Raw genomic sequence first — 23,046 nt, forward strand, 5'->3', positions numbered from 1 at the left:
GCTAGCGTTGTGCCATGCGCGTGGGAGTCCTCGACATCGGGTCCAACACCGGCCACCTGCTCGTGGTGGACGCCCACGGCGGCGCAGCGCCGCTGCCGGCGTCCTCGTTCAAGCAGCCGCTTCGGCTCGCCGAGCACCTCGACGACGCCGGGGCGGTGACGCCGCAGGGCGTCGACGCGCTGACGCGGTTCGTCGCGGATGCCGTCCGCGTCGCCGAGGAACGCGGCTGCGAGGACATGCTCGCCTTCGCGACCTCGGCCGTGCGCGACGCGGTGAACTCCGACGAGGTGCTCGCCCACGTCGAGGCCTCGACCGGCGTGGAGCTCGCCGTCCTGTCCGGTGGGGACGAAGCGCGGCTGACGTTCCTGGCCGTCCGGCGGTGGTTCGGGTGGTCCGCCGGACGGCTCGCGGTCTTCGACATCGGCGGCGGCTCGCTCGAGATCGCCGGCGGAGCCGACGAGGCGCCGGACGTCGCGTGGTCGATGCCGATCGGCGCAGCTCGGCTCGCCCGCTCCTACTTCGCGGCGGGCACCCCGACCGAGGACGACGTCCGCCGCATCCGGCACGAGATCCGGGTCGAGATCGCCCGCGACGCCGGCAAGCTGCTCCGCGCCGGGCGTCCGGACCGTGCCGTGGCGACCTCGAAGACCTTCCGGTCGATCGCGCGGATCTGCGGGGCGGCGCCGTCGGGGGCCGGTCCGCTCGTGCCGCGGGTGCTCGACGGCGACGTGCTCCGGTCCAAGCTGCCGGCGTTGCTGACCATGTCGGTCGCCGAGCTGGCGGAGCTCCCAGGGGTGTCGGCGAGCCGGGTGCACCAGGTGGTGCCAGGAGCGCTCGTCGCCGCGGCCTGCCTCGACATCTTCGACCTGCCGGCACTGGAGATCTGCCCGTGGGCGCTCCGCGAGGGCGTGATCCTCGAGCGGCTCGACCAGCTGTCGGTGCTGGGCAACTCCCAGTAGTGACCGTTATGGTCAGTACATGACCAAAACGGACACACCTCGTACGCTCGTCCCCGGCATACTCTGGGCGGTCGCGGGGGTCGGATGGCTCGTCGGCGAGGCCGTCTCGGCGTCGGCGTTCCCCGGCTACAGCTACGCGACGAACTACATCTCCGACCTCGGGGTCCCCGACGTCGGCGCGTTCCAGGGACGGTCGATCGACTCGCCGCTGCACGTGCTCATGAACACGACGTTCATAGGGCAGGGCGTCCTGTTCGGGATCGCAGCGGTGCTCGCCGTCGTGGTGTTCCGTGCCGCGTCCCGCCGTGCGCGGGTGGCGACCGCGGTCCTCGCCGTGGTCCACCTGGTCGGGATGGTGCTGGTCGGCTCGTTCCACGGCAGTCAGACGAGCACCGACGGTGGCACCATCGTGTTCCACGTGCTCGGCGCCGCGGCAGCGATCACGACCGGCAACCTCGTGGCGATCACCGTCGGCATCGGGTCCCGGTCGCTGCGGGCACCGGCGGCCTACCGGATCACGAGTGTCGTGCTCGGCATCGTCGGTCTCGTCTCCCTCGTGATGCTCGTCGTCGACTCGTCGTCGACGGTGATCGACGTGCTCCCCGACGGCGTGTGGGAGCGTGCGTCCGTGTACACGATCGTCGCGTGGGAGCTCATGACCGGGATCACCCTGCTGGTCGCGGGGACCCGGCACCGGCGGGCGGCACGGGCCGCAGCGGTCGGCGCGTGACCCGCCCCGCGCGCCGGGCTCGGCCCTCCGCCGAGGAGATCAACGGGGACGTCCTGGACATCACCGCCGGGCTCATCGCCCGCCGCGGCATCAAGGACACCGCCGTGCAGGCCGTCGCCGACCAGGCCGGGTACTCGAAGGCGGGCATCCTCGCCCGGTTCACGAGCAAGGAGCAGCTCGTCGAGGCCGCACTCGCGCAGTGCACCGCGCAGACCGACACGGTGCGCGAGACGATCCGGCTGATGCCGTTCGGTCCGGACCGCGACGCCGCGGCGCTGGCCGGGATCACCGACCTCGCACTCGCCCGGCCGGGGTGGGCGGAGCTCGCCCTCGCCGCGTTCACGCTGCGACGCGGTGACGACGTCGGTGCGCGGCTGGTCCCGGTGGCCGCGATCCTGCTCGAACTCTTCGGCCTGGACCTCGGCGACCCCGCGGCCGCGTCGCTCGACCGACGAGCACGGGTGTCCGGTGCCTTCGGCGCGATCATGATGCTCGCGCTGACCTACGAGGACGACGCCTCGGCGACCGAGGCCCGGCCGCACGTGCTGCGGGTGGCGTGGGACGCCCTCGGACACGGCGGCGACGTGCCGGGGGCGGTCGGCTAGGTCCGTGTCGTCCGCGCGGACCTCGGCGGAGCGAGCAGCCACGGACGGATCAGCTTCGTCACGAACGGCAGCACCCAGAAGGTCATGATCGGCGTGAGCACGAGTGTCGTGATGAGCACCCGCGGCAGCGCTGCGAGTCCCGCGAACGACGGCACGAGCAGCCCGACGACGATCGTGAACGCCAGGTTCACCGGGAAGAAGCCGAGCCAGATGCTCACCGCCTGCTTCCACCGCGGGGGAGCGCTCGAGGCCGGGGCGTCCTGCGGGACGTCGAACCAGCCCTCGATCCCGGTGCGCTTCTCGACGCGGGACTCCACGACCAGGTCGCGGCCGAGGTCGAGCCAGCGGAGCCGGTCGTCGGAGTTCTCCCACGTGGCGAGCGAGTCGTGGTCGGCGAAGCGGTAGAGCATGTGCCACTCGCGGGACTGTGCCCGGGACCGCACCCACCCGGAGCCGAGGAAGCCCGGGTAGCGGTTGGCGAGGTTCACGCCGGACTGCACCCAGTGGGTGACCTCGGGGATGCGGTCGGGTTCGACCAGGCGGGTGATGGACACGGTGACGGGCGGGCCGGCGGTCTCGGGTGACGACTGCAGGCTCCCAGGCTCTTGTGGAGTCATGGGTCCAGTCTCGCGGACGTGTGTTACCGGCTCGTGTCGGACGGTCCTAGCTCGCCTGCTTCTTCTCGGCGGGCGCCTTCTTGGCCGCTGGCTTCTTGGCGGGCGCCTTCTTCGCCGGGGTCTTCTTCTCGGTGGCCTTCGCGGGCGCAGTCTTCTCGGCAGGCGCCTTCTTCGCCGGCGTCTTCTTCGTCGAGCCGGACGCGCTCGAGTCGGAACCCGACGACGAACGCGAGCTGGACGACGAGCGCGACCCCGAGCCTCCTGTCCGCTTCTTGTCCACGGACGCACGCAGGGCGGCCATCAGGTCGAGGACGTCACCGCCCTCACCCTCGTCGTCCTCGTCGTCCTTCGCGCCGAACGTCTTCTCGGTGTCGATGTCGTCACCGGCGTCGAGCTTGGCGTCGATGAGCTGCTGCAGTTCCTCTTGGTAGGAGTCGGTGTACCGGTCCGGATCGAAGTCCGTCGACATGCTCTCGACGAGCGACGAGGACATCTTCAGCTCGTTCGCGCTGACCTTCACCGACGAGTCCAGCGCCGTGAAGTCGGCGGCCCGGACCTCGTCGCCCCAGAGCAGCCCCTGCAGCAGGATGACGTCGTCGTGCACGCGCAGCACGCCGAGCCGGGTCTTCTGGCGCAGCGTGAACTGCACGATCGCGAGGCGGTCGGTCTTCGCCAGGGTCTCGCGCAGCAGCACGTAGGCCTTCGGTGAGCGCGAGTCGGGCTCCAGGTAGTACGTCTTCTCGAACATCATCGGGTCGACCTGCTCGACGGGGACGAACTCGAGCACCTCGACCTCGTGCGACTGCTCCTCGGGGAGCTGCTTGAAGTCGTCCGCGGTCAGCACCACGGTCTTGTCGCCGTCGTCGTAGGCGCGCTGGATGTCGGCGTACTCGACCTCGTGTCCGAACTCGCAGACGCGTTTGTAGCGGATGCGGCCCTTGTCCTCGTCGTGGACCTGGTGCAGGGACACGTCGTGGGTCTCGGTGGCCGCGTACACCTTGATGGGCACGTTGACGAGCCCGAACGCGATGGAGCCCTTCCAGATCGACCTCATGCGCACATGATGCCCGTGTCCGCACGGGAGCGCCCGCAGCCGACGGGTTCTCCACAGATCTGGGTTCGCTGGACCGTCGACCGGCCGACGCGAGCACGATGGGCGCATGAGCCAGCTCGACAAGCAGGACCCGCGCTCGCAGTTCGCCCGGCCGCCGTTCCCCGCGCAGACCCAGCAGGGGTCCGGGCTGGCCAGCGCGATGGACCCGCCGCCCGACCACGGCGAGGTCTCCTACCTCGGCACGGGGCGCATGCGGGGGTACCGCGTCCTCGTCACGGGGGCCGACTCCGGCATCGGCCGAGCTGCGGCGATCGCGATGGCCAAGGAAGGGGCCGACGTCGCACTGAACTCCCTGCCCGAGGAGATCGACGACCTGACCGAGGTCCGTGACGTCATCGCCGACCTCGGCCGAAACGCCGTGATGCTGCCCGGCGACCTGACGGACGAGGGCTTCTGCGACGAACTCGTCCGGACAGCGGTGCGCGACCTCGGCGGGCTGGACGCCCTCGTCACGGTCGCCGGGCACCAGCTGGTGCACGAGGACGTCACCGAGCAGTCGACCGAGGACTTCGACCGCACGATGAAGGTCAACCTGTACTCGCTGTTCTGGTTGGTCCGGGCAGCCGTGCCGCACATGGCGCCGGGCAGTTCGATCGTGACGACGAGCTCCGTGTCCGCCTACCAGCCGCAGGACCGCATGATCGACTACGCGGCGACGAAGGCCGCCATCATCACCTACACGAACGGCCTCGCGCGGCAGCTCGCGGCGAAGGGCATCCGGGCGAACACCGTGGTGCCCGGGCCGGTGTGGACGCCGCTGCAGCCGATCAGCTACCCGGGCGACGAGATCGCACGGTACGGCCAGGACACCCCCTTCGGCCGGCCGGCGCAGCCCGTCGAGCTCGGCAGCGCCTACGTGTACCTGGCGGGGCCGGAGTCGTCGTACACCTCGGGCACGACCCTGACGGTGGCGGGAGCGACCGGGGTGGCGCTGTGAGTCCGGCGGCCCGCAAGACCGTCGTCGTGGTCGGCGATCGGCGACTGGCGCTGACGAACACGGACAAGGTGCTCTACCCCGAGACCGGCACGACCAAAGGGCGGGTGATCGAGTACTACGAGCGTGTGGCGCCGTGGATGATCCCGCACGTCAAGGACCGCCCGGTGACCCGGAAGCGGTGGGCGAACGGCGTCGAGGGCAAGGTCTTCTTCGAGAAGAACCTGCCGGACTCCGCCCCGGACTGGGTCCGCCACCACACCATCCACCACTCCGAGCACGACAACGAGTACCCGATCGTCGACGACCTGCCGACCCTCGTGTGGATGGCGCAGCAAGCCGCGCTGGAGCTGCACGTGCCGCAGTGGCGGTTCGGTCCGCGCGGTGGGCAGCAGAACCCGGACCGGCTCGTGCTCGACCTGGACCCCGGCGAGGGCGTCGGCCTGCCCGAGTGCGTCGAGGTTGCGGTCGCAGCACGCGAGATCCTGCACGGCATGGGCCTCGACCCCTACCCGGTGACCTCCGGCTCGAAGGGGATCCACCTCTACGCCGCCCTCGACGGCCGGTCGACCACGGCGAACGTCTCCGACGTCGCGCACGAACTCGCGAAGGCACTCGAGCACGACCTCCCCGACCTGGTGCTGTCGTCGATGAGCCGGGCCGAGCGGACGGGCAAGGTGTTCGTCGACTGGTCGCAGAACAACGGCAACAAGACGACGATCGCGCCGTACTCGCTGCGCGGCCGCGAGCGGCCGACGGTCGCAGCACCCCGCACATGGAAGGAACTCGAGGAACGCGGGCTCGCGCAGCTCACGTTGGACGAGGTCCTCGAACGCCTGCAGGCGCACGGGGACCACCTGCACCCGGTTGCGTCCGGCTCGTTGGCCGTCGGGCGCGACGACCACGGTCACTGGGACAACGACCGGACCGAGCGTGCGAACGAGGCCGAGCAGCCGGCGCGCGACCGGCTCACCGCCTACCGCGCGAAGCGCGATGCCTCGAAGACGCCGGAACCGGTGCCCGAAGGAGCCCCCACGGTCCGGAAGGACGGCACCCCGACGTTCGTGATCCAGGAGCACCACGCCACCCGCGACCACTACGACTTCCGGCTCGAGCACGACGGCGTGCTCGTGAGCTGGGCCCTGCCGAAGGGTGAACCGACCGACCCGGGGAAGAACCACCTGGCGGTGCAGACCGAGGACCACCCGCTCGAGTACGGCGCGTTCGAGGGCACGATCCCGAAGGACGAGTACGGCGGCGGCACGGTCACGCTCTGGGACGACGGCACCTACGAGCTCGAGAAGTGGCGCGAGGGGCAGGAAGTCATCGTCACCCTGCACGGTCGGACCGGCGGCGCTCGCCGACTGGCGCTCCTGCACACCCGCGGCCGTGGCGGCGGGGACGAGAAGAACTGGCTCATCCACCGCACGAAGGAGCAACCCGACCGGCTGGCGGACGCCGGCGGCGCGACGGACGCGGGGCGGGCCTCCCGTCCCACCGCCGCGCACCGTGACGGACAGCGGCGCATCAGCGGAGCCAGTCCTGCGGACACCGCTCCGGGGGACCGACGGACCATGCAGGCCACCCTGGCGAAGGACGCACCCCGGCTGGACCCGGCAGACTGGGCGTTCGAGATGAAGTGGGACGGCGTCCGCGCGCTCGCCACCGTCCGGGACGGCTCGGTCACGCTGCGGAGCCGGAACGACAACGACCTGACGGAGCAGTACCCGGAACTCCAGGAGCTCGGCGACCGTGCCGGGGTCGACGGCGTCTTCGACGGCGAGATCGTCGCGTTCGACGACCGGGGGCGCCCGAGCTTCCAGCTCCTGCAGAACCGGATGGGCCTGACGAAGGCGCGTGAGGTGCGGGCGGCGCAGCAGGCGACCCCCGTGCGGTTCCTGCTCTTCGACGTGCTCGAGGCCGACGGGCACGAACTCACCCACCTGGCGTACGACGCCCGACGGCAAGCACTCGAGACGGTCGTCGAGCCCGGCGGGGCGATCGACGTGCCGCCGGCCTCGCAGGGGGACCTCGACGGCGTGATGGCGTCGTCGCAGGAGCAGGGCCTCGAAGGGGTCGTCGCGAAGAAGCGCAGTTCGAAGTACGCCGAGGGCAGGCGGTCCGAGGCCTGGCTGAAGCTGAAGCACCACGCCACGCAGGAAGTCGTGGTCGGTGGGTGGAAGCCGGGCAGTGGTCGTCGAGCGGGTGGGATCGGCTCGTTGCTGCTCGGCGTGCCGGGTCCGGACGGTCTCGAGTACGTCGGCAAGGTCGGCACCGGGTTCCGTGACCGCGACCTCGACGAGATCGCCGCAGCGCTGCGACCGCTCGACCGGAAGACCTCGCCGTTCGTCGACGTGCCGCGGATCGACGCACGGGACGCGCACTGGGTGACGCCGAAGCTGGTGGGCGAGGTCGAGTTCGCCGAGTGGACCGGTGACGGACGCCTGCGGCAGCCGTCCTGGCGGGGCTGGCGGCCGGACAAGGACCCCGAGGACGTGGTGCGCGAGCGCTGACCTGCCGCCGGACCGGCCGCCCTGTGCCAGCTCGCGAACGCGCTGATGCGTGCGCATGGGGTCCGCCCGTGGCGAAATTCCGTCCCCCGTCCGTCGCCAGGGCGGGGGACGTTTCCACCCGTCCGGCCGCCGATCCGCCGCCGACTGTTACGTTCGCCGGGACGAAAGGGCCTGGGGATGAGCTCGAGCAAGTACCTGCCGCCGTACACGGCCGAGGAACGCGTCGCGATCAACGGGGATCGTGCCGCACGGATCCCGGTCGATCCGGGGGCCGTGGTGACCGACACCGAAGCGACCTACGCGGACTTCCTCGCCGACGAGACCGACGAGTAACCACCGGGGCGGGGGAGAAGACGGCCCGTGCACCGGATCAGGGAGCGCACGGGCCGCCGTCGAAGCACCGTGACCGACCCTTCAGGGATGGCCGGCCACGGCGCGCTCGGACCAGGCACGCGGAGGCGTACCTGGTAGGCACGTACTGAAGACGTGACGAACGCCCGATTCGTCACACGAGAATCCGAGATCCGCGAAGAGGAGCTGCCCCTGTCCAGCGACGAAGCCCTCGCGGCGTTGTCCGACGCGTCGCTCGTCGAGCGCAGCGCCGACGGCGACACGGCTGCGTTCGGGGTGCTGATCCGTCGGTACGGACCGCACATGCGGGCCTACGCGGCGCGGATCCTCGGGTACGGCGACGGCGAGGCCGACGACGCCGTCCAGGAAGCCGCACTGCAGGCCTGGCAGCGCATCGACCGGGTCGAGGACCCGGAGCGGGTGCGCAACTGGCTCTTCCGGATCGCGGCCAACAAGGCCCTCGACCGGCTCCGCAGGCGGCACCCGCACGCCGACCTCGAAGCGATGGTCGACGCCCCGGACGAACGACCCGTCGACGAGGTCGTCGCCACCCGGATGCAGGTGCGGGAACTCGCGCGTATCGTGCAGGCACTCCCGGACGCACAGCGCGCCGTCTGGGTGATGCGCGAGGTGGGTGGGGCGCCCTACGCCGAGATCGCCGAGGCGACCGGGCTGCCCGCGACGACCGTCCGCGGGCTGCTTGCACGTGCGCGGCGACACGTGCTCGAACAGATGGAGGGGTGGCGATGACCGACGACGTCGACGACCGGCACGGTGCCTTCACGCTGGACGAACTCTCCGACTACCTCGACGCCGACCGGACTCCGGTCCGAGCGGACATCGAGGGCGATCCCGAAGCCGTCGCCGCACTCGAGCGGCTGCAGGCCCTGCGGGTGGCGTCACGGGACCTGCTCGACACCGAGGCATCGGCGGACGGCGACGAGCGCTGGATCAGCTCGGTGCTCGCGTCCATCCGGACGACCGCCCACGCCGGACGGGACATCCCGGTCCCCGACGACGATCCCGCCGCGCACCTGGTCGTGACCGAGGGGGCTCTGCGCGGACTCGTCCGCACCCTCGGTGACGACGTGCCCGGTGTCGTGGTCCGACGGACCCGGTTCAGCGGCGACGTCGGGGTCCCCGGCGGCGCCGTGGACGTCGACGTCGCCATCGTGGTCACGCTCGAGGCATCGGTGTCGGACCGAGCCGAGGCGCTCCGGGCGCACATCACGTCGGTGCTCGGCGCGCACGCACCGTTCCGGATCCGCAGTGTCGTCGTCCGCGTCGCCGACGTCGTGGTCGGGGGGACACCGTGACCGCGGACGTCCGGGCGCTCTCCCGCGAACTCACCGCGGTCGTCCTCGCGGTGCCGGGTGTCCGGTCGGTCCTGCCGCCCGGACCCGGACTCGCCACGCTCGTGCGCGACGTCCGCTCCGTGCTCGAGATCCCGCGGGACGGTGGGGCCGTGCTCGTGCAGGACCGCCCGGACGGGGCGCGGATCCGCGTGGTCGTCACGACCGACCGGGGCGTGCCGACGATCACGGTCATCCGGGCAGCGCGTGACGCCGTCGTGACCGCAGCGCGCCACTTCCTCGGGGCAGCGCCCTCCGACGTCACGGTCCGCGTCGTCGAGATCGACTGACGCCGCGACCCGACTGGACGCCGACAGCTGGGCCGGCTCAGCCGGCGCGGCGGCCGTCAGTCGGCCGGCGCGGTGAACGTCAGGCGGCCGGTGCCGGTCCGTCCGACGGCTCGGCGTCGTCCGCGACGGGGAGGTCCTCGTCGACGAGCTCGTCCTCGCCGGGCTCGGACACCTCGGCCGCAGCGGCCTTGGCCTCGTCGATGGACTCCTGCGAGCGGCGGAGGAGGTCGTCGTCGTGTGCAGTCTGGTCGCTCATGCTCCCGGAGGCTACGCGGGTGTGCCTGTGTCAGCGTCCCGACGTCCGGCCGGGCGGTGCGATCCCGAAGGTGTCCCGCCCCGCGGATCGGTGCTGGGGTGGGGAGGTTCGAAGTCGACCGCTGAGGTCGGAGCCGGTGACGAGGGCATCGCCGGCGCGGCCGGTGCGCCGTACGCGTCGGCCGCGTCGAGCACGGCCCGCGTCGCCGCCGCGGCCGTCCGCAGGGCGTCGCCGATCGGCATCGCCCGGTGGCCGGGGGTCCGGACCTCGACGCCCCACGGCTCGTCGAAGCCGAGCTCACGGACGGTGCGCACGAGCCCCGGCAGGTCCCACGCGCCCGCGCCGGGCAGGTACCGTGCCTCGCGGGCTTCTTCGGACAGGGTCATGCTGGCCGGGGTGTGCAGGAGCCCGTCGCTCAGTTCGACCGCGGCGAGCGTCGCGGGCGCGACCGCCTGGCGGATCGACGCCAACGTGGACCCACCCCGCAGGGTGTGCATCGCGTCGAGCAGGAGCCCGCCGTTCGGGTGACCCGCCGCTGCGACGAACCGCGAGGCCCGTTCGATCGTCGGCAGGTTCGACCACGGCTCGGGTTCGAGGACGAGCTGCGCGCCGACGGCCGCGGCCTGGTCGGCCAGCACGGCCCAGTCCTCGGCCATCGTGATCGGTGAAGCGCCGGGCAACGTCGTGTCGGCACGAGCGATCACCTGCCAGGCGCGGAGCGCGGCGGCGGCCTCGAGGACCACCCCGCGGTCGGCGGCGTCGTCGTCGGTCCGGCTCGTGCACGTCCACCAGCGGTCGAGCGGCCCCAACTGGACCCAGACGATCCCCGCACCGTCGAGCATGCGGCGGAGTTCGGCGAAGCCCGTCGTCGCACGCACCTCGTGCAGGTCGTCGAGTGACAACGAGAGTCCGGCGAACCCAGCGGCACCGACCGCGTGGACGCGTTCGGTGATGGGCTCGTCGCCCGCCCACGTCCACGACACCGCCAGCAGATCGTGTTCCATCACGGCCGTACCTCCGTCATCCCGGAGCAGCTGCAGACGCCCGTCGCGATGGTCCTGCCCCGTGTGTGTGACGCCGCGATCCCCACCTGGCGTCGCACCAGGGATACCCGGCGTGTCTGCGAGCCCTCCCAGCGGCGCGTCACACTGCGGAAACGCCGGTCAGACGATGCGGGTGCGGACCGTGCCGATGCCGGCGATCGTGCCGACGACGAGTTGTCCGCGTTCCAGGGCCCCGACCCCCTCGGGCGTCCCCGTCATGAGCAGGTCCCCGGGGGCGAGCGTCACCGACCGCGACAGCGCCGCGATCGTCTCGGCCACCGACCAGATCTGCTCCGCCAGGTCACCGACCTGCCGTCGTTCGCCGTCGACGACGAGCTCGATCACACCGGCCGTCGGGTCGATGCCCTGCGCCGGGACGATCGCGCCGATCGGTGCCGAGGCGTCGAACCCCTTCGCCGTGTCCCAGGGCCGACCGAGGCGCTTGGCCTCGGCCTGGAGGTCGCGTCGGGTGAGGTCGATGCCCACCGCGTAGCCCCAGACGTGGGTGAGCGCGTCGTCGACGCCGATGTCCGCGCCGCCGGTGCCGATCGCGACGACCAGTTCGACCTCGTGCTCGAGCTGGGTCGTCCGCGGCGGGTACGGGGTGTCCGCGTCGTCGACGACGACGGCGTCCGCCGGTTTGGTGAAGAAGAACGGCGGCTCGCGGTCCGGGTCGTGCCCCATCTCGCGTGCGTGCGCCGCGTAGTTCCGCCCCACGCAGAAGACGCGTCGGACGGGGAAGCGTGCGCCCGTGGTCGTGGGGACGGTCGGGAGGCTCGGGGCCGGGATGACGAGGTCGGTCACGGTCTCAGCGTGGCAGGCTCGCAGGGCGTCGGTTCAGCTCTCACCGAAGGACGCCTCGTACTTGAGCTTCCGCGCGCGGGCGCGCTCCTGCCGTTCGCGCCACTCGATCCGCAGTTGCGCAAGTTCCTCTTCAGCGCCTTCCGCGCGCATGAGCGGCGCGTAGTGGGGGCTCGCAAGCAGCCGTGGGGTCGTCAGCTCTCGGTTGTCGAGCAAGCGCTTGAATGCCTCATCGGTGAGCGTCGAGATCATCAGCGTTCTCCTTCCGGCTGTTCGTGCGTGTGTGGTCGCGGCGCTTCAGACCCCGCGAGCGCCCGGGACATCCAGGTGTCGTCGTCGGTCGTCCATGTCCTGGTGACGAGCGCCGCGGACATCAGGGCGGCTGCGGCTCGTTTGCCTTCGTCGTCCGAGGTCGCGCGGTCGGCGACCCACGACCAACGCTGCCACCAGAGATCCCGGTGCCCCAAGAACTCGGTATTTCGCCGCCCGGCCCGCCCGTCGACGACCGACACGACCAACGCGCCGACGGCCACGAGAGCCCCGACCACCGACACGACCGCACTCGTCAACGCGACGTCCATGTGGACCACCCTGACGCCACATGACCGGCCACGCGGCGGGCGTGTCCGGTCTCCTGTGGACGGTGATCCGGGCCTCCCGGCCTGTGCAGGAGGGATCAGGCAGACGGGTCCTGCGGCCACCCCGAGAACTCCCACCCGTCGACGGACGGGTGGTCCTCGCCCCGTGAGTAGGCGTACTCGCGGGCCGCGTCCCGTGCGGTGGACAGCCGGTCGAGCAACTCGGCGTGTGCGCCCGCGTCCACCCGGGTCAGCGCGTCGTGGGCCAGCGAGAACCGGTCCATCTCGCTGAGCATCAGCATGTCGAACGGCGACGTGGTGGTGCCGCGCTCGAGGAACCCGTGCACGTGCAGGTCGTCGTGGCCGTTGCGGCGGTACGTCAGCTGGTGCACGAGCGACGGGTAGCCGTGGAACGCGAACACCGTCGGGGTCCCGGGCAGGAAGAGCGCGTCGTACTGCTCGTCGGGGATCGCGTGCTCGTGCTTCCGGTGGTCACCGAGGGCGAGCAGGTCGACGACGTTGACGACCCGGACGCCGACCCCGGGGGCGTGCTGCCGGATGATGTCCGCGGCGGCGACCGCCTCGATCGTGGGGACGTCCCCGGCGCAGGCGAGGACGACGTCGACGCGTCCGACGGTCTGCTCGGTGCCAGCCCAGTCCCAGACCCCGAGACCTGCGTCCGCGTGGGCGACGGCGTCCTCGAGGGACAGGAAGACGGGCTCGGGGTGCTTCCCGGCGACGATCACCTCGATGCGGTCGGTGGTCTCGAAGGCATGTGCCGCGACGGCGAGCAGGGTGTTGGCGTCGGCGGGCAACTTGATCCGCACCAGGTCCTGCTGCTTGGACGCGACGACGTCGAGGAACCCGGGGTCCTGGTGGGAGAACCCGTTGTGGTCCTGCCGCCAGACGTGCGACGACAGCAGGATCGACAGGTTCGACACGGGCGCACGCCAGTCGATGTCGGTCGAGGACTCCAACCACTTGGCGTACTGCCCGACCATCGAGTCGATGATGTGGGCGAACGCCTCGTAGGTGTTCAGGAGCCCGTGCCGGCCGGAGAGGACGTAGCCCTCGAGCATGCCCTCCAGCAGGTGCTCGGACAGCACCTCGGTCACGCGTCCACGGGCAGCGAGGTGCTCGTCGCCGACCGCGCGTTGTGCCCGCCACACGCGCGAGGTGACGTCGAAGACCGCGTCGAGCTTGTTCGAGATCGTCTCGTCCGGGCCGAAGAGCCGGAACGACGACGGGTTCTTCGTGATCAGTGCTGCGAGCCACGGGCCGAGCGTGCCGGTGGCCGAGGCCGTCGAGCCGGCGGGGACCCCGTACGCGTCGAGCGCGGGCCGGTCGAGGGCCGTCCGGATGCGCCCGCCGTTGGCGTGGGGAGTGGCGCTCATCCGGTCGTCGCCGGTGGGACGGATCGTCGTCATGATCCCGACGGGGTCCCCGTCCGCGTCGAAGAGCTCCTCGGGTCGGTAGGACCGCATCCACTCCTCGAGCTGGGCGCGGTGTGCGGGGTTCTCGCGGACCTCGGACAGCGGCACCTGGTGGGCGCGGAACGTCCCCTCGACCTGCTGGCCGTCGACCTCCTTCGGCCCGGTCCACCCCTTCGGGCTGCGGAGGATGATCATCGGCCAGCGGGGGCGCAGGTCGGCGGCGCCGGCGGGTTGCCCGGCAGCCGCACGTTCGGCCTGGGCCCGGGCCGCGGCCTGGATGTCGTCGATCGATGCGAGCGCTCGACGCAGAGCGCCGTCGAACAGGGCGTGCACGGCGTACGGGTCGTCGTCGACCCGCTTCGAGTCCACCACGATCGGCTCGTAGCCGAGGCCACGGAAGTAGGCGGTCAGGTCCGCACCGGGGATGCGGGCGAGGACGGTGGGGTTCGCGATCTTCCATCCGTTGAGGTTGAGGATCGGGAGCACGGCACCGTCCGACACCGGGTCGAGGAAGGTGTGCGCCTGCCACGACCCCGCGAGCGGGCCGGTCTCAGCCTCACCGTCACCGACGACGCAGGCGACCACCAGGTCGGGATTGTCCAGGGCCGCTCCGTACGCGTGGGCGAGGGAGTAGCCGAGCTCGCCGCCCTCGTTGATCGACCCGGGCGTCTCGGGTGCCGCATGCGACGGGATCCCGCCGGGGAACGAGAACTGCCGGAAGAAGCGCTGCAGGTCGTCGTCCGCGTACAGCTCGCCCCACGTGCCGTCGAGCCAGGCGTTCGCGTTCATCGCCGGGCCGCCGTGGCCCGGTCCGCAGACGTAGAGGAACTCGCGCCCGGTCTCGGCGATCAGTGCGTTGCAGTGCGCGTACACGAGGTTGAGGGCGGGCGAGGTGCCCCAGTGTCCGAGCAGCCGGGGCTTGATGTCGTCGGGCTCGATCGGCCGCCCCAACAGCGGGTTGTCGAGCAGGTAGATCTGCCCGACCGTCAGGTAGTTGGCGGCACGCCACCAGGCGTCGACCGCCCGGAGTCGGTCGGTGGTGGAGAGCTGTGCAGGAGCCATGCCCCCACGCTACGAAACGCCGAGCCCGTGAACCTCAGGAAACCCGTCCCAAACCGATCGCGGGGGTGCACCGAATGAGTTGCACAGGGCAAAAGCCCAGGGCGCTCTCCGGTCAGACATGGCCGTTGTTCAGCGTACGCACAGGAGCATACGTCGGCCGTCGGCCGGGGTGCCCACACAGCAAAGGACAGATCACCATGCGCAAGAGCCTGAAGACCTCCATCACCCTCGCCACGACCGGCGCCCTCGTCCTCGGCGGTGCCGCGTTCGGCATCTCCTCCGCCCAGGCCTCCACCCCGACCATCCACACGGTCTCGTCGTCGTCGTCGAAGATCCCCGCACCGGTCGCCTCCGTCCCCGAGGTCCTCGGCGGGTCCACCGCCGTGAAGCTCGACTCCGGCTTCACCGACGCCCTCACCGCCCTCAAGCTCACCCCCGGCGTCTCCGGCGACGCGACCCTCGCTGACGGGTCGGTGTCGTTCCCGATCACCGCCGGGTCGGTCACCTACTGGTCGCCGGACGGCAACTACAAGCCCTACGTGCAGGGCCTGCTCAACCACGACGACTCCGGCCTCACCCTGAAGGCCGGCGACACCACCGTCACGCTCGAGAACTTCGTCGTGAACCCGGGCTCCTCCAAGCTCTACGGTGACGTCCTGGTCAACGGCAAGGTCGCCGCGTCCAACGCGTTCCTGTTCGAGCTCTGGGGCGGTTCCCTCAAGCCCCTCCAGCTCGAGGGCGACAACGCCATCCTGACCGGCACCACCGTCCACGTCTCCGAAGACGCCGCCGGCCTGCTGAACAAGACCTTCGGCACCGACGCCGTCAAGCGCGGCCTCCTCGTCGGCACCGCCACCATCACCGCACAGATCAAGTAACACCCCGCACCACCGCACCACAAGAGAAGGGCCGCCCCGGGCAACCGGGACGGCCCTTCTGCGCGTTCAGTGACGCCGGCGCCACCACCGGCGGCGACGGTCGTCAGACGCGGCCGTCAGCGCGGCCGCAGCCGCCGCGGCGGACGCGAGTCGGGCCTCCCGGCGGGCACGCCACGCGACCAACTCGCCGTCGACGTCCCGCAGCGGCGTGACGACCGGCGGCCCACCGAGCAGCTGGCGTCGGGCTTCCTTCACCCGGGCGTTGAAGTCCACCAGGACATCGCGCACGTCGGCCTCGGTCGACAGTGCGTCGAGGGCATCGTCGAGTTCCGCGTCCTCGGTGCGGAGTGCGAGGGCGGGCGGAGCGATCCCGCGGATGTCCTCGCGTTCGATCTTGGAGCGGATCCACCAGTCCGGGTCGTGCTGCCCGTCGTTCCCGGGCAGGGGCTTGCCGTGGTACGGATTGCCCTCGAAGACGCCGCGGCGCTCGGCCTCCTCGATCTGCGCCCGAGCGTGCGCGGCGACGTCGGCCGCCTTCAGCAGTCGGCGTTCCTCGCGCACTTCGTCCGGGTCGAGCGACCCCCGCTCGATCTCACTGTCGACCAGCTGCTGGTAGCGGTAGCGAGCGGCCCTGCGGAGCCGGTCCATCCGTGCATCGACGTCGTTCATGACCCCTCCATGATCACTCCGAGCGGTCGTCCTCGCCAGTCAGTTCCTCGATGGTCAGCGCTGCCTGGATGAGCGCCAGGTGCGACAGCCCCTGGGGGAGGTTGCCCATGAAGGAGCCGTCCTCGCTGATCATCTCGCTGAACAGCCCGACGTCGTTCGCCTGGCCGACCATCTCGTCCATCAGGGACCGTGCGTCGTCGATCCGGCCCGTGCAGGCCATCGCAGCAGCGAGCCAGAACGAGCACGCGACGAAGGGCGACTCCTCGTCCTCGATGCCCGAGTAGCGGTACACCAGCGGTCCGCGCTGCAGGTGCTCCTCGATCGCCCGGATGGTCGACGCCATGCGCGGGCCGCGGTCGAAGGAGCTCATCGCGTGCAGCAAGATCGACGTGTCGAGCGCATCCGAGCCCGGGTACATCACGTAGTGACCGCGTTCCTCGTCCCAGCCGTGCTCGGCGACCCACTGCTCGATGAGCTCGCGGTTCTCGATCCACTTCTCGCGCGGTCCGTCGATCATGCCGGCGTCGTGGAGGTCCACCGCGGCGTCGAGTGCCTGCCAGCAGCCGATCTTGCTCGTGACGTAGTGCTGGGTGTCCTCGAGCTCCCACATGCCCGAGTCCGCCTCCTCCCACCGGTGGCAGGCGTCGTCGGCGAGTTGCTGCAGGACGGCCGCGGTCTTCCGGTCCAGGACGTTGCCGGCGGCGACGTACTGGCGCAGGATCTCGAAGACGTCGCCCCAGACCCCGAGCTGCAGCTGGTCGCCGGCGCGGTTGCCCACCGTGACCGGGCCGATGCCGTTCCACCCGGGGACGTCGCGCTCCTCGACGTCGTCGCTCTTCGTGCCGTCGAGCTCGTAGAAGATCGGCATGTCCTCGTCGTGCTCGGCGATGGTGCGCATCACCCACGACACCGCCGCGTGGGTCTCCTCGCGCAGGCCGAACCGGGTCAGCGCGTGCACGGTGTACGACAGGTCGCGCACCCAGGCGAACCGGTAGTCCCAGTTCTTGCCGCCGGTCCGGTCCTCGGGCAGGCTCGTGGTCGGCGCCGCCGCGATCGCTCCGGTCGGCGAGAAGATGAGCAGCTTCAGGGCGAGGGCACTGCGCTGCACCGCCTCGGCCCAGGGGCCGTCGTAGGAGAACTCCTCCGACCAGGTCGCCCAGTTGTCGATCGTGCGGTCCATCGCGGCGAGTGCGCTCTCCGGCCGCGGCATGAAGATCGGCTCGTCGTGCGTGCCGACGATGGTCAGGATGTGCTTCGATCCGCCGCCGGTGGTGAACCGGCCGGAGAAGCGCGGGCGGTCGTCGTCCACCGGGTCGAACCCCTGCTCGACGATCGCGATCGTGATGCCGTCGATGCCGATGACGGCGCCGTTCGCGGTGTCGAGGCGCTTCGGCTCAGCGGTACCCAGCAGGGTGCCGGGCACCACGGCCCACTCGAACTCCACGGAGCCGCTGACCCCCTGGACGCAGCGCGCGACCTCGGCCCACGGCAGACGTCCGGCGACCCCGGTGACCATCGCGTCCGTCACAGTCGCCCGTCCGGACGGTGTCGTCCACGTGGTGACGAGCACGTTGGTGCCGGGCAGGTACTCGCGGGTGACCTCAGCAGACCGGTCCACGGGGCGGAGCGCCACGTGGCCGCCGTGTTCAGCGTCGAGGATCTCCGCGAACACGGGCGGTGAGTCCATCGAGGGGATCGGCAGCCAGTCGATCTGCCCGTCGCGGGCGATGAGCGCGACGGTCCGGCCGTCGCCGATCGCTCCGTAGGTGCGGAGCGGGGCGTACCCGTCGGTGCGTGCGTGGGTGTCGACCGCGTCGAGGGTGTCTTCGGTGCGCTCCGTCATGCACCCAGACTGCCCGGGCCCGGGGCGCGACCATCAGGCGGACGTACCCCGCTGTGGAGAACGCCCGCCGTCCTCCCTCGCAGGCTCGGTCGGCGCGGCCCGCGCAACGCTTCGCGTCGCCGCTGAGCGGGCCGCGCCGGCTGTGCACGAACCGCGACACGCCCGGGTGAGTTGCGCATCCCGGGCGTGTCGCACTACTGTCGCTCTGCTGCCCATCGGCAGGCACGCCCGCGGCACCCACGCCGCCGGCGTGAACGCCCGCCCCGGGCACACCGGAAGGACCGCGCATGCGCGCCGTGCAGCACAACGAGGAACGCGTCGAGCTCCAGCTCGACGCGACCGCCGTGCTGCCCGAACAGCCGCAGCAGTGGTCCCTCCGCTATCCCGCGTAGGCACGGAACGTCCCACGACGCCCCGTGCCCACCCGGCCCGGGGCGTTCGTCTTCCTGCTCATCCTCGCCACGTCGCGCTCGACGTCGCCCGGCGCGCAGGCCGGACACCGTCCCGGACCGTCATCGAAGACCGTCCAGACGTCCGTCCTGACGACCGTCCAGAAAGCGAGACGAAGCAATGAAGAAGATCAACGACCGGCTGCTCAGCTGGGCCTCGATGCTCGAGGACAACACCGAGCAGCAGGCCCGCACGACCGCCCGCATGCCGTTCGTGTTCCCGCACCTGGCCCTGATGCCGGACGCCCACCTCGGCCTCGGCGCCACCGTCGGTTCCGTCATCCCGACCCTCGGCGCGGTCATGCCGGCTGCCGTCGGCGTCGACATCGGCTGCGGCATGATCGCGGTCCGGACCCAGTTCACCGAGGCCGACCTGCCCGACGACCTGCAGGAGCTGCGCGAGCAGATCGAGCGCGCGATCCCGCTGTCGGCGGGCGCGTCGAACCGGAAGATCGTCGCGACCGCCGAGCCGCGGATCGCCGACCTCGAGGCGATGGCCGATGCCGCCGGGTTCGACCCCGCGCAGGCGCACGGCGGCTGGCGCAACCAGCTCGGCACGCTCGGCTCCGGGAACCACTTCATCGAGGTCTCCCTCGACGAGGAGGACCGGGTCTGGCTCTTCCTGCACTCCGGATCGCGGGGCGTCGGCAACAAGATCGCACAGCGGCACATCACGGTCGCCAAGCGGCTGATGGAGCGCTGGTGGATCCAGCTGGCCGACCCCGACCTGGCCTACCTGGTCGAGGGCACGCCTGAGTTCGACCGGTACATCGCCGAGCTGCGGTGGGCCCAGCACTTCGCGCTGCTCAACCGTGAGGAGATGATGGACCGCGTCGTGCGGCAGCTGTCCGAGGTCGTCGGCACCCCCGTCGACGAGCAGGAGCGGATCAACTGCCACCACAACTTCACGCAGCGCGAGACGCACTGGGGGAAGTCCGTGTGGGTGTCCCGCAAGGGCGCGATCCAGGCGACGGCCGGTCAGGCCGGCCTGATCCCCGGGTCCATGGGCACGGCGTCGTACGTCGTCGAGGGCCTCGGCAACAAGCCGTCGCTCGAGTCGTCGCCGCACGGTGCCGGTCGGCTGTTCTCGCGGAGCGCGGCCCGGCGGACCTTCACGCACGACCAGCTTCGGGAGGCGATGGTCGGCATCGAGTACCGCGACACCGACGCGTTCCTCGACGAGATCCCCGGGGCGTACAAGCCGATCGACCAGGTCATTGCGGACGCGTCGGACCTCGTGTCGATCCGACACACGCTGCGGCAGGTCGTCAACGTGAAGGGCGACTGACGTGACGGTTGCGACCCTGCCCGACGTCCTACGCGCCGTCGAGTCCGCGTGGGCGGCGCGGCCCGAGCACGACGTCTCGTGGCCGGCCCCGCATCCGGACCGTGCTCCTCTGGACGAGGAGTACTCCCGCGTCACCGACCCCGAGCGGTACCTCGTGGTCGGTGCGCGCGTGGAGGTGTGGGTCGAAGTCCTCGTCGACCTCGGCCTGGCCGAGCGGACCACGCGGCCCGACGGCGTCCTCCGGCTCGTCCCGGTCGCCGACGGCGCGCTGGTGCTCGACGTCGACGTGCGGTCGATGGACGGGCTCCCGGGCACCGCCGTCGACCTGTCCGTCGGCGACCCGGCTGCCGTGGTCGGATCGCAGCCGAACTGCGGGTGCGATGCGTGCGATGACGGCTCCGAGACACTGCTCGAGGCGGTCGACGAGATGTTCGTCGGCATCCTCGGTGGTGGCTTCGTCCTCATCGACTCGAAGCACTCGCAGATCGTCGCGACGGCGGACGGCTGGAGTGCCACGGGCAACACCGGGGACGTCGCTGCGGCGGTCGCCGCAGCGCGACGCGGCGTGCGCCGTCGGGGGTGGCGCACCCTGGTCGGCGCGGCCTGGTGGGTGCGCTGACGACGGTGCAGACGGGAGGCGCGGATCAGACGCGCCCCGTGCCTCCCGTTCGGTGCCGGGTAGCGTCCACTGCCCGGCGCGGCCCGGACAGACCGGCCCGCGTCGGGCACGCTTGACCGGATGGGCGACACAGCAGAGCACGCAGCACGGGAGACCGGACGACAGGTCCGACGAGCAGCGGACAGCCGCCGGTTCGAGCTGACCGCTCGTGCCGGCTTCGTCGGCAGCGGCATCGTCCACCTGCTGATCGGGTACCTCGCGATCCTGCTCGGCATCGGGAACGCGTCCTCCGGCGGTGAGACCGACCAGTCCGGAGCACTGCAGCAGATCGCCGCCGTGCCGGGCGGGGTCTTCCTGCTCTGGCTGATCGCGATCGGCACGGCAGCACTCACCGTGCGGCTGATCGTCGAGGCGGTCGTCGGCGGCCGGTCGGACAGCACACGTGGGTGGCTCGCCCGGGCCAAGGACGTCGCGAAGGCCGTGGTCTACGGCATCATCGCGTACTCGTCGGCCTCGTACGCCCTCGGCGCCGGGTCGAGTTCCAGCAGCTCGTCGCAGAGCGCCGCGGCGAAGACCCTCGCGACGCCCGGTGGGGTGTTCGTGCTGCTCCTCGCCGGCGCGATCGCGGTCGCGGTCGGCATCGGGCTCGTCGTGATCGGCTGCCGCCGGTCGTTCCGCAAGCAGATCACGCGACCGTCGGGCCAGCTCGACCGCGTCGTCACAGTGCTCGGGGTCGTCGGGTACGTCGGCAAGGGCATCGCCGTGGTCATCGTCGGTGTGCTCATCGGTGTGGCCGGACTGCGGAGCGACCCCGACCAGGCGACGGGCCTCGACGCGGCGTTCGACGCCGTGCGATCGATGCCCGGTGGCGTGTTCGTCCTGGTGGCGATCGGCATCGGGTTCCTGGCCTTCGGCGTCTACAGCTTCTTCCGCGCGCGGTACGCCCGCCTCTGATATATTGACCCTGCTCGCCTCCTGCTGGGGGGATGAGAAGTCGGAGCCGGTGCACCTGGGGTATACCAGGTCCCGGCTCTTGCGCCGTTCGGTGACCGCTCACGGACGGACTTCGAAGGTCTCGAGCCCGTCGGTGATCGAATCCGAGAGCGGCTTTCCCGTGGTCATGGCCTCGCCGAACATCCCGAGCAGCTGATCGGGGAGCCAGAGCATCGGTTCGCTCCTGGGGTCACCGTGTTCGACCCGCAGGGTCTTCGGGATGATGCGTCGGCCGCGGAGTGCTTCCACGACTCGCAGATCCCGGGCGACGAGTGCGCTCGCACGTGATTCGAGCGTGAGCAATGACACGTCGTGGCGAGCGAGCTCCCATCCGAGACGTTCGAGGCAGACTGCTCGTGCTCGTTCCTCCCGGCGGAGATCCACGGGTGTGGCGACCACAACGAGGTGCAGGGCTTCGAGTGCCTCGACGGCCTCGCCGACCCGTCGTCGCTCAGGCCGACCGAGGTCGTGCCAGTGGAGCTTCCCGTTCGTCGGCCGCAGAGACTCGAGTACCTCGCGGGCGGCTTCGACGTCGTCTGAGTCGACAACGGAGGCGCCGAGCAGGTAGGCGGGCGCATCGAGCCCGTGGGACCGGATGCTCTCGTCGCCCCAGGCGTGGAGTGGACAGATCATCGAGCCACGCTGCCAGCGAGGGTCGTCCACCACCGAATACTCCGTGTTTCGCTGAGGGGGCACGGAGCCGGCGCCGGTAGACCGGTCCGATGAGCACCAGCGTGACGACCGGACCCGCGACCGTCTTCTCCGACGCCCGGGCAGTCCTCGCCGAGAGCATCGTGTGGGACCCGTCGGCGCAGCTGCTCCGGTGGACCGACATCACCCTCGGCACCCTCGTCACCGCGCGGGCCGACGGCACCGTCGTGTCGACCGTCCCGCTCCCGCCGCCGCTTGCGAGTTTCCAGCCGCGGGCGTCCGGTGGGTTCGTCGCGGCCCTCGGCGACACCGTCGTCGTGACCGACGAGCACGGGGCGATCGAGCGTGAACTCACCCGCGTCGAGCACGCCACCGCCGGCCTCCGGTTCAACGAGGGCAAGTGCGACCCGTTCGGCCGGTTCCTGGTCGGCAGCATGAACCTGACGACCGGGGAGCCCGACGGCGCGCTCTACTCGGTCGAGGCCGACGGCACGACGCGGCTGCTCCGTGGCGGCCTCGGCGTGACGAACGGCTTCGAGTGGTCGGACGACGGCACCGTGATGTACGTCACCGACACGAGCGCGTCGACGATCTACCGCGGTTCCTACGGTCCCGACGGCGAACTCGGCGAGCTCGAACCGTTCGTCGTCGGTCACGCCCACGACGGTCTGGTCCGCGACGACGAGGGCTGCTCGTGGAGTGCGATCTACGGCGGCGGCCGGGTGGAGCGGTACGGCCCTGACGGATCGCACCTCGAGACGGTGGAGTTGCCGACCCCGAACGTGACGTCGGTGGCCTTCGGCGGCCCCGACATGTCGACGCTGTTCGTCGCCTCGGCGCGGGAGAACCTCACCGAGGAACAGCTCGAGCAGCACCCGTCCTCGGGGGCGATCCTGGCCGTGCCGACGCTGGTGCACGGGTTCCCCGCGAACACCTTCAGCGGCTGACCGGGCGGGAGCGCACGCTGCGGCGGTGTCCGCGGGTATCGTGGGCGCTCGCCCGACCCGAGGAGACCCAC

At 71.1% G+C, this 23,046-nt stretch carries 25 protein-coding genes; 14 read left to right on the forward strand and 11 right to left on the reverse strand.

Annotation, left to right across the window (positions count from 1 at the left end; all coding sequences use genetic code 11):
* The first annotated feature begins 14 nt into the window (after positions 1–14).
* The 3 genes from DEJ14_RS01705 to DEJ14_RS01715 are packed head-to-tail and all read left to right on the forward strand — an operon-like array spanning position 15 to position 2,294.
* The gene (locus tag DEJ14_RS01705; RefSeq protein ID WP_111085833.1) at positions 15–959 is read left to right on the forward strand and encodes a Ppx/GppA family phosphatase; all 945 of its coding nucleotides are present in this window, start codon (positions 15–17) and stop codon (positions 957–959) included.
* A 19-nt stretch (positions 960–978) separates the two neighbouring features.
* Positions 979–1,689, forward strand: a complete 711-nt coding sequence (locus tag DEJ14_RS01710; protein ID WP_111085832.1) for a DUF998 domain-containing protein — start codon at positions 979–981, stop codon at positions 1,687–1,689.
* Positions 1,686–2,294 (forward strand): TetR/AcrR family transcriptional regulator, encoded by a 609-nt coding sequence (locus DEJ14_RS01715; protein WP_181437570.1) that lies wholly within the window; start codon positions 1,686–1,688, stop codon positions 2,292–2,294. The genes DEJ14_RS01710 and DEJ14_RS01715 overlap by 4 nt, the downstream gene beginning before the upstream one ends.
* Here the strand turns inward: DEJ14_RS01715 and DEJ14_RS01720 are convergent.
* Together DEJ14_RS01720 and ku are read right to left on the reverse strand one after the other, a co-directional pair.
* Positions 2,291–2,911 carry an antibiotic biosynthesis monooxygenase gene (locus DEJ14_RS01720; RefSeq protein ID WP_111085830.1) on the reverse strand — a complete coding sequence of 207 codons (621 nt, stop codon included), beginning with the start codon at positions 2,909–2,911 and terminating at the stop codon, positions 2,291–2,293. The two genes, DEJ14_RS01715 and DEJ14_RS01720, sit on opposite strands and share 4 nt — an antisense overlap.
* Before the next feature lie 46 nt (positions 2,912–2,957).
* Positions 2,958–3,965, reverse strand: a complete 1,008-nt coding sequence (gene ku / locus DEJ14_RS01725; protein WP_111085829.1) for a non-homologous end joining protein Ku — start codon at positions 3,963–3,965, stop codon at positions 2,958–2,960.
* A gap of 106 nt (positions 3,966–4,071) precedes the next feature.
* On the opposite strand from ku, the gene DEJ14_RS01730 reads away from it, so the two are divergent.
* The 6 genes from DEJ14_RS01730 (at position 4,072) to DEJ14_RS01755 (ending at position 9,465) form a co-directional block, all read left to right on the forward strand.
* On the forward strand, positions 4,072–4,962 hold the full coding sequence (locus DEJ14_RS01730; RefSeq protein ID WP_111085828.1) for an SDR family oxidoreductase: 891 nt from the start codon (positions 4,072–4,074) through the stop codon (positions 4,960–4,962).
* Positions 4,959–7,472 carry an ATP-dependent DNA ligase gene (locus DEJ14_RS01735; protein ID WP_111085827.1) on the forward strand — a complete coding sequence of 838 codons (2,514 nt, stop codon included), beginning with the start codon at positions 4,959–4,961 and terminating at the stop codon, positions 7,470–7,472. The genes DEJ14_RS01730 and DEJ14_RS01735 overlap by 4 nt, the downstream gene beginning before the upstream one ends.
* 177 nt (positions 7,473–7,649) lie before the next feature.
* A complete protein-coding gene (locus DEJ14_RS01740) occupies positions 7,650–7,805 on the forward strand; it encodes a hypothetical protein (RefSeq protein WP_159570798.1) in 156 nt (51 codons plus the stop codon).
* A gap of 153 nt (positions 7,806–7,958) precedes the next feature.
* A complete protein-coding gene (locus DEJ14_RS01745) occupies positions 7,959–8,573 on the forward strand; it encodes an RNA polymerase sigma factor (RefSeq protein ID WP_258373300.1) in 615 nt (204 codons plus the stop codon).
* Positions 8,570–9,139, forward strand: coding sequence for a hypothetical protein (locus DEJ14_RS01750; protein WP_146249777.1), 570 nt, complete (start codon positions 8,570–8,572; stop codon positions 9,137–9,139). The genes DEJ14_RS01745 and DEJ14_RS01750 overlap by 4 nt, the downstream gene beginning before the upstream one ends.
* Entirely contained in the window at positions 9,136–9,465 is a 330-nt protein-coding gene (locus DEJ14_RS01755) for a hypothetical protein (RefSeq protein WP_111085825.1), read from the forward strand. The genes DEJ14_RS01750 and DEJ14_RS01755 overlap by 4 nt, the downstream gene beginning before the upstream one ends.
* A 79-nt stretch (positions 9,466–9,544) precedes the next feature.
* Here DEJ14_RS01755 and DEJ14_RS01760 read toward each other — a convergent pair whose 3' ends face one another.
* The 6 genes from DEJ14_RS01760 to DEJ14_RS01785 form a co-directional block, all read right to left on the reverse strand.
* Positions 9,545–9,721 (reverse strand): hypothetical protein, encoded by a 177-nt coding sequence (locus DEJ14_RS01760; RefSeq protein WP_165901280.1) that lies wholly within the window; start codon positions 9,719–9,721, stop codon positions 9,545–9,547.
* A gap of 11 nt (positions 9,722–9,732) precedes the next feature.
* On the reverse strand, positions 9,733–10,725 hold the full coding sequence (locus tag DEJ14_RS01765) for a sugar phosphate isomerase/epimerase family protein (protein ID WP_111085824.1): 993 nt from the start codon (positions 10,723–10,725) through the stop codon (positions 9,733–9,735).
* Positions 10,726–10,884: 159 nt separating this feature from the next.
* Positions 10,885–11,568, reverse strand: coding sequence for a fumarylacetoacetate hydrolase family protein (locus tag DEJ14_RS01770; protein ID WP_111085823.1), 684 nt, complete (start codon positions 11,566–11,568; stop codon positions 10,885–10,887).
* A 33-nt stretch (positions 11,569–11,601) separates the two neighbouring features.
* Positions 11,602–11,817 (reverse strand): hypothetical protein, encoded by a 216-nt coding sequence (locus DEJ14_RS01775; RefSeq protein WP_111085822.1) that lies wholly within the window; start codon positions 11,815–11,817, stop codon positions 11,602–11,604.
* Complete coding sequence (locus DEJ14_RS01780) at positions 11,817–12,146, reverse strand: hypothetical protein (RefSeq protein ID WP_146249775.1); 330 nt, start codon at positions 12,144–12,146, stop codon at positions 11,817–11,819. The genes DEJ14_RS01775 and DEJ14_RS01780 overlap by 1 nt, the downstream gene beginning before the upstream one ends.
* 95 nt (positions 12,147–12,241) lie before the next feature.
* Complete coding sequence (locus DEJ14_RS01785; RefSeq protein ID WP_111085820.1) at positions 12,242–14,638, reverse strand: phosphoketolase family protein; 2,397 nt, start codon at positions 14,636–14,638, stop codon at positions 12,242–12,244.
* A gap of 197 nt (positions 14,639–14,835) precedes the next feature.
* On the opposite strand from DEJ14_RS01785, the gene DEJ14_RS01790 reads away from it, so the two are divergent.
* On the forward strand, positions 14,836–15,516 hold the full coding sequence (locus DEJ14_RS01790; RefSeq protein WP_284180084.1) for a hypothetical protein: 681 nt from the start codon (positions 14,836–14,838) through the stop codon (positions 15,514–15,516).
* A gap of 66 nt (positions 15,517–15,582) precedes the next feature.
* Here the strand turns inward: DEJ14_RS01790 and DEJ14_RS01795 are convergent, their stop codons facing one another.
* Together DEJ14_RS01795 and DEJ14_RS01800 are read right to left on the reverse strand one after the other, a co-directional pair.
* On the reverse strand, positions 15,583–16,185 hold the full coding sequence (locus tag DEJ14_RS01795) for a DnaJ family domain-containing protein (protein WP_111086927.1): 603 nt from the start codon (positions 16,183–16,185) through the stop codon (positions 15,583–15,585).
* Positions 16,186–16,198: 13 nt separating this feature from the next.
* Positions 16,199–18,028, reverse strand: coding sequence for a glycoside hydrolase family 15 protein (locus DEJ14_RS01800; protein WP_111086926.1), 1,830 nt, complete (start codon positions 18,026–18,028; stop codon positions 16,199–16,201).
* A 570-nt stretch (positions 18,029–18,598) separates the two neighbouring features.
* Between DEJ14_RS01800 and DEJ14_RS01805 the strand changes: the two genes are divergently transcribed.
* The 3 genes from DEJ14_RS01805 to DEJ14_RS01815 all read left to right on the forward strand — a co-directional run bounded on the left by DEJ14_RS01805 (position 18,599) and on the right by DEJ14_RS01815 (position 21,338).
* Positions 18,599–19,765 (forward strand): RtcB family protein, encoded by a 1,167-nt coding sequence (locus DEJ14_RS01805; protein ID WP_111086925.1) that lies wholly within the window; start codon positions 18,599–18,601, stop codon positions 19,763–19,765.
* Position 19,766: 1 nt separating this feature from the next.
* Positions 19,767–20,384, forward strand: a complete 618-nt coding sequence (locus tag DEJ14_RS01810) for a DUF6226 family protein (RefSeq protein ID WP_111086924.1) — start codon at positions 19,767–19,769, stop codon at positions 20,382–20,384.
* A 120-nt stretch (positions 20,385–20,504) separates the two neighbouring features.
* Positions 20,505–21,338: a DUF1206 domain-containing protein gene (locus DEJ14_RS01815; protein WP_111086923.1), complete on the forward strand. Its 834-nt coding sequence runs from the start codon at positions 20,505–20,507 to the stop codon at positions 21,336–21,338.
* A gap of 99 nt (positions 21,339–21,437) precedes the next feature.
* On the opposite strand, the gene DEJ14_RS01820 is transcribed toward DEJ14_RS01815, so the two are convergent.
* Positions 21,438–22,073 carry an erythromycin esterase family protein gene (locus DEJ14_RS01820; protein WP_146249855.1) on the reverse strand — a complete coding sequence of 212 codons (636 nt, stop codon included), beginning with the start codon at positions 22,071–22,073 and terminating at the stop codon, positions 21,438–21,440.
* 26 nt (positions 22,074–22,099) lie between these two features.
* On the opposite strand from DEJ14_RS01820, the gene DEJ14_RS01825 reads away from it, so the two are divergent.
* Complete coding sequence (locus DEJ14_RS01825; protein WP_111086921.1) at positions 22,100–22,975, forward strand: SMP-30/gluconolactonase/LRE family protein; 876 nt, start codon at positions 22,100–22,102, stop codon at positions 22,973–22,975.
* Positions 22,976–23,046: the final 71 nt, after the last annotated feature.

Source organism: Curtobacterium sp. MCJR17_020, from assembly GCF_003234365.2.
Lineage (GTDB): Bacteria > Actinomycetota > Actinomycetes > Actinomycetales > Microbacteriaceae > Curtobacterium.